The organism is Pseudodesulfovibrio profundus, assembly GCF_900217235.1.
Taxonomy (GTDB): domain Bacteria; phylum Desulfobacterota; class Desulfovibrionia; order Desulfovibrionales; family Desulfovibrionaceae; genus Pseudodesulfovibrio; species Pseudodesulfovibrio profundus.
In genome coordinates this window covers 374,305-388,493 of sequence record NZ_LT907975.1, presented here as the reverse complement: position 1 = coordinate 388,493, position 14,189 = coordinate 374,305, and the positions used below count along the sequence as shown (strand labels likewise).

Sequence of the window (14,189 nt, the reverse complement as noted above, 5' to 3'; positions counted from 1 at the left end):
CCTTATCTTTTCCAACAATGGAGTTTACATGTCCACATTGCTCAAAATAGAATTCACGATCCCGGAAGAAATGGCTGATGAAGCAGGTCTCTTCATTTCCTCTAAAGTTCCTCATGGCTGGGAAGAAACTCCCGTCGACAATGGCCGCCACATGACCATGTATCTTGAAGATCATCCTCTGGGAATGGAGATTGTCAGCGAGTTCAAGAAAGAATTCCCAACTGTTGAGGTGAAGCATTCCGAGCAGGAATCTGAAGATTGGGCTATGGCTTGGAAGGATTTCTTCAATCCGGTCAACTGCGGCGAAACCTTCAGGATTCTTCCTCCCTGGCTCGAAAACGGTGAAGACGACAACACCACGCACATCGTTATTGAACCCAAAATGGCATTTGGTACAGGACACCACCCTACCACTGCTCTCTGTTTGGAAACAATCGGTGCTCTGGCTCAAAAGGATATCATTAAGACCAACCAAACTTTCCTCGATCTTGGCACAGGTTCCGGAATACTTGGAATAGGAATGTGTAAGCTGGGATTACAGGGAACAGGCCTGGATATCGATCCGCAGGCCATTGTTTGCGCTGTCGAAAATGTCCAAAAGAACCATGTCGATCAAAACATTGACCTGGCCGTTGGCAGCATTGAGTGCCTTGAAAAGAGTCAGCTTTTTGATGTAGTCGTGGCTAACATTCTGTCCGGTCCACTTATTGAAATGGCCAGAGATATCATTTCGCACGTCAAGCCCGGTGGTGTCCTGATCCTTTCCGGCATACTCGCGGGTAATCAGGCAGACACCGTAGCAGATGTTTACGAACGGCAAGGTATTGGCAAGCCCGAGCGTTATGTTCAGGGCGAGTGGGAATGCCTTGTCTGGGAACAAGTCGGAGAATAATGACTTCAGCCGCTACCACAAGGTCCATGTATGAAGCAATGCTCGACGCCCTCGGCCCCAGTGACTGGTGGCCGGGGGATACTCCGTTTGAGGTCATGGTCGGAGCTATTCTGACGCAGAATACCAATTGGAGTAATGTGGAAAAGGCAATCAGCAACCTCAAGGAGCATGACCTTCTTGCGCCCTTTCAAATGGCGGAATTGCCACTCAAAGATTTAGCTAAACTAATTCGTCCCGCTGGTTATTATAATGTGAAAGCCAGACGGTTAGCAAATCTACTCAACTTCCTGAAAAATGAAGTTGCATACGACATACAAGCCTTGAAAGAGTATCCTCTTCATGCGCTACGTCCCAAGTTGTTGTCTATAAACGGCATTGGGCCGGAAACGGCTGACTCCATACTTCTTTACGCCTTGGAAAAGCCGAGCTTTGTCATCGATGCGTATACATTTCGAATGATGTCCAGACACGGCTTCGTCTTTGAGGGGATGGAATATCATGAACTTCAAACGCTTTTCATGGACGCTCTGCCTGAAGATGTGGCAACCTACAATGAATGTCATGCACTGATAGTGCGTATAGGCAAACAGTGGTGTAAAAAACGCAACCCGCTGTGCCAAACCTGTCCTCTAAAAGACTATCTAACCAACTGACTCGATGAAAATTCCTTTCCTGATCTGCACCCTGCTTCTCTTACTCCACCCTTACCCATCTTTTGCTGAGGATAAGGGTGAAGTATTACATGAGTCGTTACAACGACAACATCAAGAAGCTGACGACAAAGAACTCAGGGTTCGAGAACTAACCAAACAAGCGGGAAAAATTTCAACACAACTTTCTGACATTGAACATGATATCAGACTGTTGCAAAAGAAAATCAATGATCAGGAAAGTACTCTTGCAGCTATACGAGGGAATGAACAGGAAGCAAGAAAGGCACATTATGCCCTTGAAGAAGAAAAAAAGAAGATAATGAATGAATTGCGCAGCTTGTTACAGGCTCTGTGGCCGGTACACATGCAAAGCATTCAATCAAAGTTCAAAGGCACTGAAAGCTGGGATATGTTTGATCGCCGTTTCAACTGGTTGTCAGATATTTATGGTGCCGCCACCGAAAAGCTCAAAGAAGCACGTGTCAATTCCGGGAAAATATCTCGCAACCTTGAACGTCAACGGTTACTTGAAGAAGAAGCTCAGGCTCAGTTGACCGAGGTGAACAAAAGCAAAGATCGACTGCTGAACAGCAAGCTGGCCTTACGCAAACGGTTACGAGTTGTTCGCAATGAACGTCAGAATACAGAAAAGGAACTGAGTGAGATTCTGGATACCATCCAGGAACTTAAATACCAATTGCAGTCCCAAAAGACCAAGCAGTTTGGGATGTATAAACGAAGTCTACCATGGCCGGTGGATGGTCGTATTGTTTCAGGGTTCAACCTCAAAGCCAAACCACCTGTTCGAGGTTGGGTACTCTCAGCAAACGACACCGCTAATGTCCAGTCGGTTTTCTGGGGCAAGGTAGTACACAATGACACATTACGCGGTTTTGGACATGTTATCATTGTGTATAATGGTTATGATTACTACAGCCTTTATGCATACTTATCCGAAACCTTTGTCCGAAATGGTCAGGAAGTCGAAAAGAATGAACCCTTGGGGGTGGTGGGATACAACCCCAAGACAGGCGGCCCTGGTCTGTATTTTGAATTGCGTTTTCACCAAAAACCAATTAACCCAAAGCTTTGGTTGACTACAGCTAAACGCTGATTCGACCTGGATGATAACACTACTCCGTTCCACGGGAGGACGTATGCGTATAACGCTCTGGATTGTTTCTTTTCTCTTGTTATTCACCTTAGCGATTGCCCCCGGGCCTACCATCGCCGCGAAGGATGATCACTTCCAGGCGCTTAAACGATTTTCGCAAGTGCTTGATATGGTTGAGAGCTACTATGTTCAACCCATTTCACGCAAAGAGCTCATCGACAATTCCATTAAAGGGATGATCGAAGAGCTCGACCCGCATTCCACTTACCTCACTCCTGAAGATTACAAGGATATGCAGGAGCAGACCGCTGGTAAATTCTCTGGAATTGGCATTGAGATCAGCATGGAACAAGGACGACTCATTGTTGTCGCTCCGATCGAAGACACACCGGCTTACAAAGCTGGATTGCTTGCTGGTGACCTCATTCTTGAGATTGATGGTGAATCTACCCAGGACATGACCTTGATGGATGCAGTCAAACGCATCCGTGGCGAAAAAGGGACCACTGTTGATCTCCTCATTCTCCATAAGGAAGCCAACAAGCCTATCGAAGTCCCCATTGTTCGCGGCACCATTCCCATTATCAGCGTAAAGTCTCAGTCACTTGAAGATGGTTACATGTATCTTCGATTGACAGGTTTCAAAGAGTCCACCACCAAAAACATGCGTGAAAAGATCAGGGACTACCAAAAAGACCACACCCTTAAAGGTATCGTTCTTGACTTGAGAAATAACCCAGGTGGTTTACTTGGTCAGGCAGTATCGGTTGCTGATACCTTCATTGAAGACGGCACAATCGTCTACATCCAAGGCAAAGACTCTGCCAATCGCAAGGATTTCTATGCATCCAAGAATGCAAGCGAAGTAAAGGTTCCAGTAGTTGTTCTGATCAATGCTGGCTCTGCTTCTGCTTCGGAAATCGTGGCAGGCGCACTTCAGGATCACAAGCGAGCCCTGATTATGGGTGAACGCTCTTTCGGAAAGGGATCGGTCCAGACTATTATTCCCATGACCGATGGTTCTGGAATCAAATTGACCACAGCGCTCTACTACACTCCGAACGGCCGATCCATTCAGGCAAAAGGTATTGAGCCTGATTTGCGCATCCCGTTCCTCGCTCCGACTGCGGACGAAGACAAGGCAATGCGTAAGCGATTCACTGTTCGTGAAAAAGATCTGAGCCGACACCTTGAAAATGGCAGTGAGCCTCAAAAGGTGAAAGACAAGGATGCTGAATTGTCCAAGGAACGCCTTGAACAAGACAACCAGCTCAGAATGGCTTTGGAGTTGGTCAAGACTCTCCCGAAGCTCAAAGAGATTAATTAAAAGCAGGAATAGTCTTCCATGGACGAACGTTCGCAGGAAGAAACCAAACAAGAAAGGACCGGATTGGACAGCCTTCTCTCAAGGCTGTACCAACCCGGTCCGTTGGTTTTCTTTTTCACAGTCATATTTTTGGGGTTGCTGGCATTAGGGTATTTTCTTCTCACAGAAGAGACTCCCCCGCCAAAGGTCGTTGCGGATACGACTATTGTCGAAAGCCCTACTCCTGCTCCTCGCATTTATGAAGAAGACACGAGTTCGCACCTTGAAGATATAGTTAAAAAGGTCGATCTCTCCATAATACAAACCATGCGCGACATGGGCTTGGAGATGAACAAGCTGGAACTCTTGGACGTAGAAATACGTCGTCATGAGAATGAAGGATACCATTACCAGGTACTCCAAATGCCTCCCATGAATGACTATGGTGTCTTTCGCAAGAACCTCAAAGCACGAATGGCCCAAAGAGAATGTACGGCGGAAGTTGAAAGCGAGGCAGATCACGAACTACTCATATCCATTGCAGGGGTTCCAACTCATAGAATACTCTTGAAGACCATCCCCATGGCTCTTCCAACTCCTGAACACAAAGGTCCTAAACTAGCAATCGTCATAGACGATATTGGTGAAAACCTCGCAGTTCTGAATGGCCTGATCAATCTTGATTTCCCAGTGACATATGCAGTTTGGCCACACGCCACGCACACTCGAAAGTCAGTGAAAATCATACTAGAAAAACAGCAGGATTTGATAATTCACTTCCCGATGGAACCCAAGGGGTACCCTCGTTACAATCCAGGTGAAGATGCCTTGTTCGTGGATATGACGGCCGACGCCATCAGGAAACAGGTTGCTGCCAACATCGCGCAGGTTCCAGAAGCGATTGGCGTCAACAACCATATGGGATCACGCTTCACGGGATATGCAGCGGGCATGAAGGTCGCGCTTGAGGAGTTTAACAAGCAAGGGCTCTTTTTTCTCGATAGTCTGACTACAGGCAAAAGTGTCGCCAGACAGACTGCGGCCAATGTGGGCATTCCTTTTTATGAACGCGACATTTTCATCGACAACGTCAAGGATGTGAATGCCATAGTGCATCAACTCAAGAAGGCAGAAAATGTTGCAATGAAGGAAGGCTACTCCATTGCAATCGGCCATCCTTATAAAGAAACCGTCGATGCACTTGAAAAATGGGCGAAAAATAGAAACAATTCCATTCAACTCATCCCCTTGTCTTCTTTGAAGCCTGAATAAAAAAGGTAATGTTATTATAGCGTGTTACCTTTTTACTAGAGAGTTTCTAAATAAACTCACCAAACTTATTCCCTATACAGGGGGCGAACTATTGCTTTCACGACCTCCCCTGTGTAACATTTTCTTAAGTTATCGCGTCTTATGGTCGAATAGACTAATTGAAGTCGGCCCATTTTTTGCTAACTGTTTTTTTATGTTCAATTTTACGACGCAGGCAAAAGCATGACGTGTAATATGGTAAATGAGAGAGGCTTTGTTATATGAGCAAAATCCTCGAACAAGATGAAGTTGATGCCCTCCTCCGAGGGTTGTCAGGCGGGGATGTCGAAACGGAGACCGAGATACCAGAAGATGATTCTGGTGTTGTCGCGTTTGATTTGGCCAATCAGGATCGAATCATTCGTGGTCGCATGCCTGTTCTTGAAATCGTCAATGACCGCTTTGCACGACTCTGTACAAACGCATTGGCGAATACCATGCGCAAACGGGTCGACATCAACCCTATCTCAATTGATATGTCCAAGTTCGGAGACTTCATGCGTTCCCTGCCTGTCCCGACTTCCATTTCCATTTTCAAGATGGACCCTCTCAGAGGCAATGCCCTTCTGGTTGTTGACTCGAGACTGGTATTTGCACTGGTAGAGAACTTTTTTGGTGGGGCCGGTAGTCAACCCAAGGTTGAAGGCCGTGACTTCACTCCCATTGAACAGGCGATCGTGGAACGGGTTGTTAAGATTGCCCTGACCAATATGGAAGAATCCTGGAAGCCTGTTCATGAAGTGCATGTGGAAATGCTCAGAACAGAAGTCAACCCTCAGTTTGCAGCCATTGTCCCGCCGTCCGACGTCGTAATTGTCGTAACTTTTGAAGTCGAACTGGAGAATGCCATTGGTTCATTGATTGTCTGCCTCCCCTACGCAACCATGGAGCCAATCCGCTCCAAACTGCATGCATCGTTTCAATCCGAACGATTGGAAGTGGACCATGTGTGGATCAACCGCTTCAAGGAACGCTTGATGGAAACACCTGTCGAAATGGTCGTCAGATTGGGCAAGACAACCATCAGCGGTCGGCAGTTACTCTATTTGCAGGAAGGCGATATCATTTTGTTGGATACCGACGAAGATGAGTTGCTTGAAGCAGAAGTTGAAGGGGTCAGAAAATTTCATGGACTGCCTGGACGAGTCAAAGGCAATAAGTCATTCCAGGTCGTCTCCGAAGAAGAGATACGATATTAATAAAGCCTCCTAAAAAAGGCCGCACTATGCGGCCTTTTTTTTATGCTCTCTCACGTCAAATGCTCTTGACTTTAATTGTGCCCAAAGAAGTGGGTTCAGGAAACTGGACCACGAGCTAAGGTGGACGTAAGAAGCCCAAAGGAGGCTTTTGATGTCCAGGAAAAGAAGGAACTTTACCGCCGAATTCAAGACCCGTGTCGCGTTGGATGCCTTGTCCGGCGAACACACCCTGTCCGAGCTCGCCAGCAGGTACGGCGTGCATCCCAACCAGGTTTCCCAGTGGAAGAAGCAGGCCAAGGAGCAGATCGTAGCTGGCTTTGCGGGCAAGGCCCAAAAGACCCAACAAAGCGATGAGGCCCGGATAAAAGAGCTTCACGCCAAGATCGGCCAGCTCACGGTGGAGAAGGATTTTTTGCAACAAGCCTTCGCAAAGATATGAGCTGCGAGCGAAGGCGAGACATCGTCGACAAGGGGCATCCGATGCTCAGTGTTCGACGGCAGTGCGAAATCCTCAAGCTGCACCGCTCAACGTACTATTACCAGCCGATCGGCGAGTCCGCGTCCAACTTGGCGCTCATGAAGCGCATCGACGAGTTGTTCCTGGAGTTGCCGTTCTTCGGCTCCCGGCAGATGCGCAACATCCTGCGCGATGAGGGCCATCAACTCGGGCGCAATCGCGTCCGGCGGCTCATGCGCAAGATGGGGTTGATGGCGGTCTATCAGAAGCCGCGAACCAGCCAGCCTCATCCGCAGCACAAGACGTATCCGTATCTGCTGCGCGGCAAGGCGATCACGAGGCCGAACCAGGTGTGGTGCGCCGACATCACGTACATCCCGATGAAGCGGGGCTTCCTGTACCTCGTGGCGATCATGGACTGGCACAGCCGCGCGGTGCTCTCCTGGCGGCTGTCGAACACCATGGAAGCGGACTTCTGCGTGTCCGCCCTGGAGGAGGCCCTGAACCGCTACGGCGTGCCCGAAATCTTCAACACGGACCAAGGCTCGCAGTTTACGAGCTACGAGTTCACACGGACGCTCCGGGAAGCCGGAGCCCGCATCTCCATGGACGGCCGCGGCCGCTGGATGGACAACGTCATGATCGAACGCCTGTGGCGATCACTGAAATACGAATGCGTGTATCTGCGGGAATTGGAAACGGGAAGCGAGTTGCGGCAGGCCCTGGCCTGGTGGATCGATTTCTACAACAACCGCCGCCCACACAAGGCGTTTGACGGCAGAAAGCCGATGGAGATATATCAGGAAGGCCCCAAGCCAGAGGGGGTACCCCCTCTGGCTTGGCCCCACAAGGCGGCGTAGCCTATGAAACTGTCCACCTTAAATTCGCCGCTGACTGGTCCAAGGAAGTGAACCCACTTCTCAACATGCAATATTTTTCGACTAAAAAAGAGAGGAGTTCCAAATGAAAAAGATTTTGCTTGTTATGTTCGCATTGGTTGCCATGTGCTCCAGTGCCTTTGCTGGAAAAGTATATACGATCAGCGTCACCCAAATCGTTGAACACCCTGCACTCGATGCGCTTCGTAATGGAGTGTTGGATAGGTTGAAGGAGAAAGGTGTCGAGGTCAAAGCCAATATTCATATTGCGCAAGGCAATCCGGCTACCAATACCCAGATCGTCAGCCAGATGTTGGGGGAACAGCCTGATCTGGTACTGGCTATCGCCACCCCTGGGGCTCAAGCCTCTGCTCAAAAGATCAAGAATATTCCTATTCTATTCACAGGTGTTACCGATCCTGTTTCTGCCGGACTTGTTAAGAATCTGGACAACACAGATGGTACGAACATCACCGGTATGTCTGACTTCAGCCCAATGGACAAACATGTGGGCCTGATTAAAGAGATCGTTCCCGGCGCTGAATCAATTGGCGTTATATACAACGCTGGTGAACCCAACTCCGTTGTCTTGGTCGAGAAACTCAAAGAAGAAGCGGCAAAAGCAGGCCTGAACGTTGAGGAAGCGACCATCGCTAACTCCAGTGGAGTGTATCAGGCAGCAAAAAGCCTTATCGGGCGCGTGAATGCCATTTACATTCCGACAGATAACACGGTTGTTTCCGCCATTGAATCCGCCGTCAAGGTCTGCCGCCAAAACCGTCTGCCCCTGATTGTTGGCGATGTTGATTCCGTTGCTCGCGGTGCCATAGCTGCTGTTGCGGTCGACTACTACAAGATGGGACTCCAAACCGGAGACATGGCCTATAAGATTCTTGTAGATGGAGTTAATCCGAGCGATATGCCGGTTGAATTCCTCCATGACCTCAACCTGCATGTGAACAAAAAAGCTGCTGCTTCCATGGGGGTGACTCTGCCTCAGCCTACCGTAGATCGTGCAGCTAAGGTCATTGAATAGCTTCGATGTGATATTTGCGTATTTTCCGCAATAAGTATACAAGGCGCGTTGTTTGTAACGCGCCTTTTTCTTTTGTTTTGACCTGAGTCTGAACAATTGAAATATCCACCAATACCAACGACGGGACCAAAATATGACAGCATACGCATTGTTTGGAGCCTTAGAACAGGGGTTTGCTTATGGGCTCATGGTTATTGGTGTATATTTAACCTTTAGAATACTTGATTTTCCTGACCTTACTGTTGATGGAACCCTCCCACTCGGAGCTGCTGTTACAGCGGTAACAATCACCTCGGGTTATTCACCGGTACTGGCCATTTTTATTGCCGGATGTGCCGGCTTTCTGGCTGGAGCCATCACAGGCATACTCAATACCAAATTCAAGATTCTACATCTGCTCGCTTCAATCCTGACTATGATTGCTCTGTACTCCATCAACCTTCGGGTCATGGGGCGTCCCAATATGAGTCTGCTGGGCAAAGATACTGTTGTAGATTGGTTTATGGCAGCAACAGGCTGGCTGCCGCACATTTCCACCCCTGCCCTCTTTTTTTCTATCTGTGTTGTAGCCGTTGCTATACTGATTTGGTTTCTGCACACCGAAAAAGGACTTGCATTTCTTGCAACCGGCGACAATGTCCAGATGATTACTAGTCAGGGAGTAAACACCGATAATGTAATCATATTTGGCGTCGGGCTTTCCAACGCACTTGTAGCTATCTCCGGCTCTCTTGTTGCACAGAACCAGGGCGCTGCAGATGTCAATATGGGTGTAGGTACCATTATCGCTGGCCTTGCCTCAGTCATTATCGGCGAAACAATTTTCGGGAACAAAACCATTGCTCGGGCCTTGATTGCCGCCCTTCTGGGGTCTGTCATGTACAGAGTCGCCATTGCCCTTGCTCTCGGCCTTAAACTCGGTGACTTCAGCTTCACACCAAGCGATTTGAATCTGATAACGGCACTTCTGGTTGTCACAGCGTTAGTTATGCCCCAAATGAAAAAGCGCTTCATGGCTGGGAGATAGAAATGATCAGCATCAAAAGTTTGTCCAAAGCCTTCAATAGAGGTGACGTCAACGAAGTACAAGCTTTGAACAATGTCAGCCTTGAGGTGAATGCCGGGGATTTTATCACGATTATCGGCTCAAACGGCGCTGGTAAATCAACATTCCTGAACGCCTTAGCGGGTTCATTTTCATTGGATTCCGGAAGTATCGTTTTGGACAGCGATGATATTGGAAGGTGGCCGGAATACAAACGGGCTGGAGTTATTGGTAGAGTCTTCCAGGATCCCCTGCTTGGCACCTGTGCAGGAGCTACCATTGAACAGAATCTTGCCATGGCTATCAAGCGAGGGATGAAGCGAGGACTAGGGCTGGGAGTCAAGAGTAAGGATCGCGATTTTTTCCGACAAAAACTATCCATTCTCGATCTTGGATTGGAAGATAGGCTCAAGACTTTGACAGGTCTTTTGTCTGGAGGGCAACGACAAGCGCTTACAATGCTGATGGCCACGTTGGTCAGACCCAAGCTGTTGTTACTCGATGAACACACTGCTGCTCTTGATCCCAAGACAGCCGGCATGATCCTTGATCTTACCGAAGACATTGTCTCGTCCCAGCAACTGACCGCCCTTATGGTCACACACAATATGAATCAGGCCATTACCATGGGCAACAGACTCATCATGTTTCATCGGGGTGAAATCGTGATGGATATCGCTGGCGAGGAAAAGAAGAATCTCAAAGTCGAAGACCTTCTGCTGCGGTTCTCCGAACTGCGTGGTGAAGCGGAAATCTCCGACAGAATGCTATTGTGTTAAGGCTGTTTTTCCGGACAGTCTTTTGGATTAATTGAAAACCATGTCGTTGCGGCATACGTGACATGCAATTGGAGGCTAACTATGGCTATTGAAAGAACTTTTTCCATCATCAAACCAGACGCCGTTGAGCGGGGTCTTATTGCCGATATTCTTAAAATGATCACCGATTCCGGTTTGAAGATTGTTGGCATGAAGATGCTGCACATGGACAAAGCCAAGGCTGAAGGTTTTTACGCCGTTCACAAGGAACGCCCTTTCTTTGGAGAACTGGTTGATTACATGATCTCCGGTCCTGTAGTTGTCTCTTGCCTTGAGGGAGAGGATGCAATAGCCTCTTACCGCAAGCTGATGGGCGCTACCAACCCGGCTGAAGCAGAAGAAGGAACCATTCGCAAAGCCTTTGGTGTAAACCTGCAGAACAACTCCTGTCATGGCTCCGATGGACCTGACACTGCTAAAACCGAGGTAGCTTACTTCTTCAACGAAGACGAACTGGTGGGATAATGACAAAGAAAATCGGATTCATAGGTGTAGGCAACATGGGCTCAGCCATTATCAAGGGACTCGCTTCCCGTGATGATGTCGAAATTCATGGCGTGGACCTTCACGGAGTCGCATTGGCCAAACTTGGTAAAGAGTGCGGTCTTGTAGCTCAGGATTCAGCTAAGGATTTGGCAAAGGTATGTGACTATATCGTTATTGCCGTCAAACCGCAGCATGCTGAGCCTGTCGTTAAGGACATCTCCAGAGAGCTGACCGCAGATAAATGCCTGATCTCCATTTGTGCCGGGCTGACAACAGCCCATTTCAAGGAGTGGACAAAACACCAGAGTCCGGTTGTACGGGTCATGCCGAACACCCCTGCCCTTGTTAATGAAGGTGTTTTTGCCATCTCTCTGGAAGATTCAGATCTGACGGATGATATGAAGGAAACAGTGCCTTCCATTTTTGAGGGTATCGGCCAGGTTCATATACTGGCTGAAAAACAATTCGATGCCTTTACTGGTGTCATTGGCTCCGGCCCTGCATACGTCTACTACTTCATGGAATCCATGATTGAAGCTGGCGTTGCATTAGGACTCACCCGACAGCAAGTCACAGAAATGGTCAAAGGTCTTTTCCTTGGCTCTTCCAAGCTTGCCAGTGAGTCGGAGTTCTCAGTGACTCAGTTACGCGAGATGGTCAGTTCCCCTGGTGGAACGACTATTCGAGCTCTAATGCACTTCGATAGACAGGCTGTGAAAGGCGATATTATCGATGCAGTATTCGAGTCGTATAAGCGGAGCATCGAACTAGGCAAATAAATCAAAGGGCTCCAAATGGAGCCCTTTTCTCATTCTTTAATCCCCTAAAATTAGATTACCAATCCTATTTCCAACATGACAATCCAATCTACGCTTTCAATTGTTTTTATAGCATTGGGAGCAAGCATCATGCTGTTCAATCTGTTCTATTATCGACGAACGTTGACAAGCATTCAAAAGCAAACAACAGATATTCCGAATCGTATCTGCACCATGATCAAGGCCCACCTTTTATTTATGGGCTTTTTCTTTCTGAGCTATCTCTACGTATTATATATTTTTTCTGTCTCTGACATTCCCGGCTCTCTATTAGTCTCACTCATCTTCTTCTTTGGCGCAATCTTCGTGCTGGTCGGTATTCATATTCAAAACAGACTTTTCGCAAACCTGGAAACAAATCGATTAAATTTAATCAACTCCAATAACAGACTCCAGTTCGAGCAAGAACAGTTAATCGAACTCAACCGTCAACTCAAAACTGAAATTGAGGGACGCATAGCAGCTCAAGAGTCTGATCAGCTAAAAACGGATTTCCTGGCTAAAGTATCTCATGAGCTGCGGACTCCCCTGACTTCCATATATGGTTTTGCACAATTGCTGAATAAGCAGGTCTTGGCACTTGATCCAGACAACGGCAATTTTGAAGCCAAGCAAAAGCAGCTTCAGGATAATCTTGAGATCGTCAGCATAGAATGCCGCCGCTTAACGCGCCTTATCAACAATGTATTGGATTTAGAGAAAATCGAATCAAACCAAGTAATTTGGAACAATCAGAAGGTAAGTATTCACGAGATAGTTCAAGAGTCCTACGCAGCGGTTGAGGGGCTTTGGGTAAATACTGAAAAAATTCGTTTCACTACCAGCATTCCCAATGATCTTCCATTAATCAATGTAGATAAAGATCTTTTCATTCAAGTATTTGTGAACCTGATTAGCAATGCTGTCAAGTTCATGGATCAAGGGGTCATCGATCTGACAACTCACCAAAATGATGATGAAATATTCATTTCACTTTCTGATGAAGGGGTCGGCATACCTCCCGAACATATCAGTAGTGTGTTTGATAAATATTTCTTCAAAAAATCCATGAACCCCATGGGTGGGAAAAAAATCGGAACAGGTCTCGGATTACCTATCTGTAAAGAGATAGTAGAGCATTACGATGGCGAAATTACTGTTGAATCAACCCTTGGACAAGGGAGTACGTTCACAATTCGTCTTCCCAAATCAGTAGTTATCAAAAAAGACTAAACTCAAAACGACTTTAGCGAGAATCAAGCCGATCGAAGCAACCAGGGCTGTTCTTCTACAAAGATCGATCAACTGGTTAATTTTGAATGAGTGCCATTTTTCATTGAGCGGCCCTAAAATCGGCTTATTTTTCGCCTCTCCGAAATACATTGTTTCTCCGCCCATCTGCCCTCCTATCAGCCAAGCAGCCATTGACATTGGCCAGCCGGCATTAGGGCTTTCCATTTTTCTCGCATCAACCTTGAAGTGTTTTTTTGCATTACGTGTGTCAAGGCTCATCAGCTTACCTGCAAAATACATTGCCCATGCAGTAAGACGCGCCGGTATGAAGGCCAAGACATCGTCTATCTTTGCGCCAGCATACCCTAACTGCTCAAACCGATCGTTTTTATAGCCCCACATGGAGTCCATGGTAGATACTGTTTTGTATACCCAAAGACCTGCTGGCCCGGTTAAAACAAGATAAAACAGTGGTGCTATAAAACCATCATTGAGGTTTTCACTGATGGTCTCAGCCAATGATCTACGAATTTCATCTTCGTTCATGTTGGCAGTATCACGGCTCACGAGCATCGAAAGAGCACGTCGTGCTTCTTCTAAACTTCCTCGTTCCACCAGATCCCCAACATGACGACCTTCCTTGAGCAAACAGCCAAGTGCTAAACCCGCGTAGGAAAAATAGATGCCGAACAGCATACCAATGATCGGGATAGACACAAGCAATGTGATGACGCCCCAGGAGAGAGCGCATAAAAGCAGAAGAGTAAAGACACCTGCCAAACGCAGATTACTCAAGTGCAAACGTACCTTGGACTCAATAAAATCCAAGGCATTACCTATATAACGAACAGGGTGTGGAAAATTGTAGGGGTCACCAATCACACTATCAAGCACGATGGCAATGACAGGGATCAGAATTGACATCATCAGCGCATCAGACATTTTCTAACTCAACTTATGCACA

The 14,189-nt window shown here is 47.4% G+C and carries 14 protein-coding genes; 13 read left to right on the top strand and 1 reads right to left on the bottom strand.

Translation table 11 applies throughout. The features are described 5' to 3' along the window. The first annotated feature begins 28 nt into the window (after window positions 1-28). The 13 genes from prmA (at window position 29) to DPRO_RS01825 (ending at window position 13,225) form a co-directional block, all read left to right on the top strand. Window positions 29-892: a 50S ribosomal protein L11 methyltransferase gene (prmA, locus tag DPRO_RS01885; protein ID WP_097010551.1), complete on the top strand. Its 864-nt coding sequence runs from the start codon at window positions 29-31 to the stop codon at window positions 890-892. Then, entirely contained in the window at window positions 892-1,545 is a 654-nt protein-coding gene (locus DPRO_RS01880; protein WP_097010550.1) for an endonuclease III domain-containing protein, read from the top strand. The genes prmA and DPRO_RS01880 overlap by 1 nt, the downstream gene beginning before the upstream one ends. A gap of 4 nt (window positions 1,546-1,549) precedes the next feature. Beyond that, window positions 1,550-2,659 carry a murein hydrolase activator EnvC family protein gene (locus DPRO_RS01875; protein ID WP_097010549.1) on the top strand — a complete coding sequence of 370 codons (1,110 nt, stop codon included), beginning with the start codon at window positions 1,550-1,552 and terminating at the stop codon, window positions 2,657-2,659. 43 nt (window positions 2,660-2,702) lie between these two features. After that, window positions 2,703-3,986 carry a S41 family peptidase gene (locus DPRO_RS01870; protein ID WP_097010548.1) on the top strand — a complete coding sequence of 428 codons (1,284 nt, stop codon included), beginning with the start codon at window positions 2,703-2,705 and terminating at the stop codon, window positions 3,984-3,986. Window positions 3,987-4,004: 18 nt separating this feature from the next. After that, window positions 4,005-5,237, top strand: a complete 1,233-nt coding sequence (locus DPRO_RS01865; RefSeq protein WP_097010547.1) for a divergent polysaccharide deacetylase family protein — start codon at window positions 4,005-4,007, stop codon at window positions 5,235-5,237. 260 nt (window positions 5,238-5,497) lie between these two features. Beyond that, on the top strand, window positions 5,498-6,475 hold the full coding sequence (gene fliM, locus DPRO_RS01860) for a flagellar motor switch protein FliM (protein ID WP_097010546.1): 978 nt from the start codon (window positions 5,498-5,500) through the stop codon (window positions 6,473-6,475). Between the two features lie 151 nt (window positions 6,476-6,626). Then, window positions 6,627-7,792, top strand: a protein-coding gene (locus tag DPRO_RS01855; RefSeq protein WP_097010545.1) for an IS3 family transposase whose coding sequence is annotated in 2 segments (ribosomal slippage) — window positions 6,627-6,902 and window positions 6,905-7,792 — 1,164 coding nt in all. Because the reading frame shifts where the segments join, the coding sequence is not laid out codon by codon here. A gap of 103 nt (window positions 7,793-7,895) precedes the next feature. Next, entirely contained in the window at window positions 7,896-8,846 is a 951-nt protein-coding gene (locus tag DPRO_RS01850) for an ABC transporter substrate-binding protein (RefSeq protein ID WP_097010544.1), read from the top strand. A 133-nt stretch (window positions 8,847-8,979) separates the two neighbouring features. Beyond that, on the top strand, window positions 8,980-9,873 hold the full coding sequence (locus tag DPRO_RS01845) for an ABC transporter permease (protein ID WP_097010543.1): 894 nt from the start codon (window positions 8,980-8,982) through the stop codon (window positions 9,871-9,873). Window positions 9,874-9,875: 2 nt separating this feature from the next. After that, the gene (locus DPRO_RS01840) at window positions 9,876-10,670 is read left to right on the top strand and encodes an ABC transporter ATP-binding protein (RefSeq protein WP_097010542.1); all 795 of its coding nucleotides are present in this window, start codon (window positions 9,876-9,878) and stop codon (window positions 10,668-10,670) included. An 81-nt stretch (window positions 10,671-10,751) separates the two neighbouring features. Next, entirely contained in the window at window positions 10,752-11,174 is a 423-nt protein-coding gene (gene ndk, locus DPRO_RS01835) for a nucleoside-diphosphate kinase (protein WP_097010541.1), read from the top strand. Next, window positions 11,174-11,974 carry a pyrroline-5-carboxylate reductase gene (gene proC / locus DPRO_RS01830; protein WP_097010540.1) on the top strand — a complete coding sequence of 267 codons (801 nt, stop codon included), beginning with the start codon at window positions 11,174-11,176 and terminating at the stop codon, window positions 11,972-11,974. Before ndk ends, proC begins: the two co-directional genes overlap by 1 nt. 75 nt (window positions 11,975-12,049) lie before the next feature. Next, on the top strand, window positions 12,050-13,225 hold the full coding sequence (locus DPRO_RS01825; protein WP_097010539.1) for a sensor histidine kinase: 1,176 nt from the start codon (window positions 12,050-12,052) through the stop codon (window positions 13,223-13,225). Here the strand turns inward: DPRO_RS01825 and cbiB are convergent. After that, on the bottom strand, window positions 13,202-14,167 hold the full coding sequence (gene cbiB / locus DPRO_RS01820; RefSeq protein WP_232005673.1) for an adenosylcobinamide-phosphate synthase CbiB: 966 nt from the start codon (window positions 14,165-14,167) through the stop codon (window positions 13,202-13,204). The genes DPRO_RS01825 and cbiB overlap by 24 nt on opposite strands. Between the last annotated feature and the right edge of the window lie 22 nt (window positions 14,168-14,189).

What these genes read in the sequence shown, in the direction of transcription:
- prmA (WP_097010551.1), top strand. Translation starts at nt 29, where the DNA reads ATGTCCACATTGCTCAAAATAGAATTCACGATCCCGGAAGAAATGGCT.
- DPRO_RS01880 (WP_097010550.1), top strand. Translation starts at nt 892, where the DNA reads ATGACTTCAGCCGCTACCACAAGGTCCATGTATGAAGCAATGCTCGAC.
- DPRO_RS01875 (WP_097010549.1), top strand. Translation starts at nt 1,550, where the DNA reads ATGAAAATTCCTTTCCTGATCTGCACCCTGCTTCTCTTACTCCACCCT.
- DPRO_RS01870 (WP_097010548.1), top strand. Translation starts at nt 2,703, where the DNA reads ATGCGTATAACGCTCTGGATTGTTTCTTTTCTCTTGTTATTCACCTTA.
- DPRO_RS01865 (WP_097010547.1), top strand. Translation starts at nt 4,005, where the DNA reads ATGGACGAACGTTCGCAGGAAGAAACCAAACAAGAAAGGACCGGATTG.
- fliM (WP_097010546.1), top strand. Translation starts at nt 5,498, where the DNA reads ATGAGCAAAATCCTCGAACAAGATGAAGTTGATGCCCTCCTCCGAGGG.
- DPRO_RS01850 (WP_097010544.1), top strand. Translation starts at nt 7,896, where the DNA reads ATGAAAAAGATTTTGCTTGTTATGTTCGCATTGGTTGCCATGTGCTCC.
- DPRO_RS01845 (WP_097010543.1), top strand. Translation starts at nt 8,980, where the DNA reads ATGACAGCATACGCATTGTTTGGAGCCTTAGAACAGGGGTTTGCTTAT.
- DPRO_RS01840 (WP_097010542.1), top strand. Translation starts at nt 9,876, where the DNA reads ATGATCAGCATCAAAAGTTTGTCCAAAGCCTTCAATAGAGGTGACGTC.
- ndk (WP_097010541.1), top strand. Translation starts at nt 10,752, where the DNA reads ATGGCTATTGAAAGAACTTTTTCCATCATCAAACCAGACGCCGTTGAG.
- proC (WP_097010540.1), top strand. Translation starts at nt 11,174, where the DNA reads ATGACAAAGAAAATCGGATTCATAGGTGTAGGCAACATGGGCTCAGCC.
- DPRO_RS01825 (WP_097010539.1), top strand. Translation starts at nt 12,050, where the DNA reads ATGACAATCCAATCTACGCTTTCAATTGTTTTTATAGCATTGGGAGCA.
- cbiB (WP_232005673.1), bottom strand. Translation starts at nt 14,167, where the DNA reads ATGTCTGATGCGCTGATGATGTCAATTCTGATCCCTGTCATTGCCATC.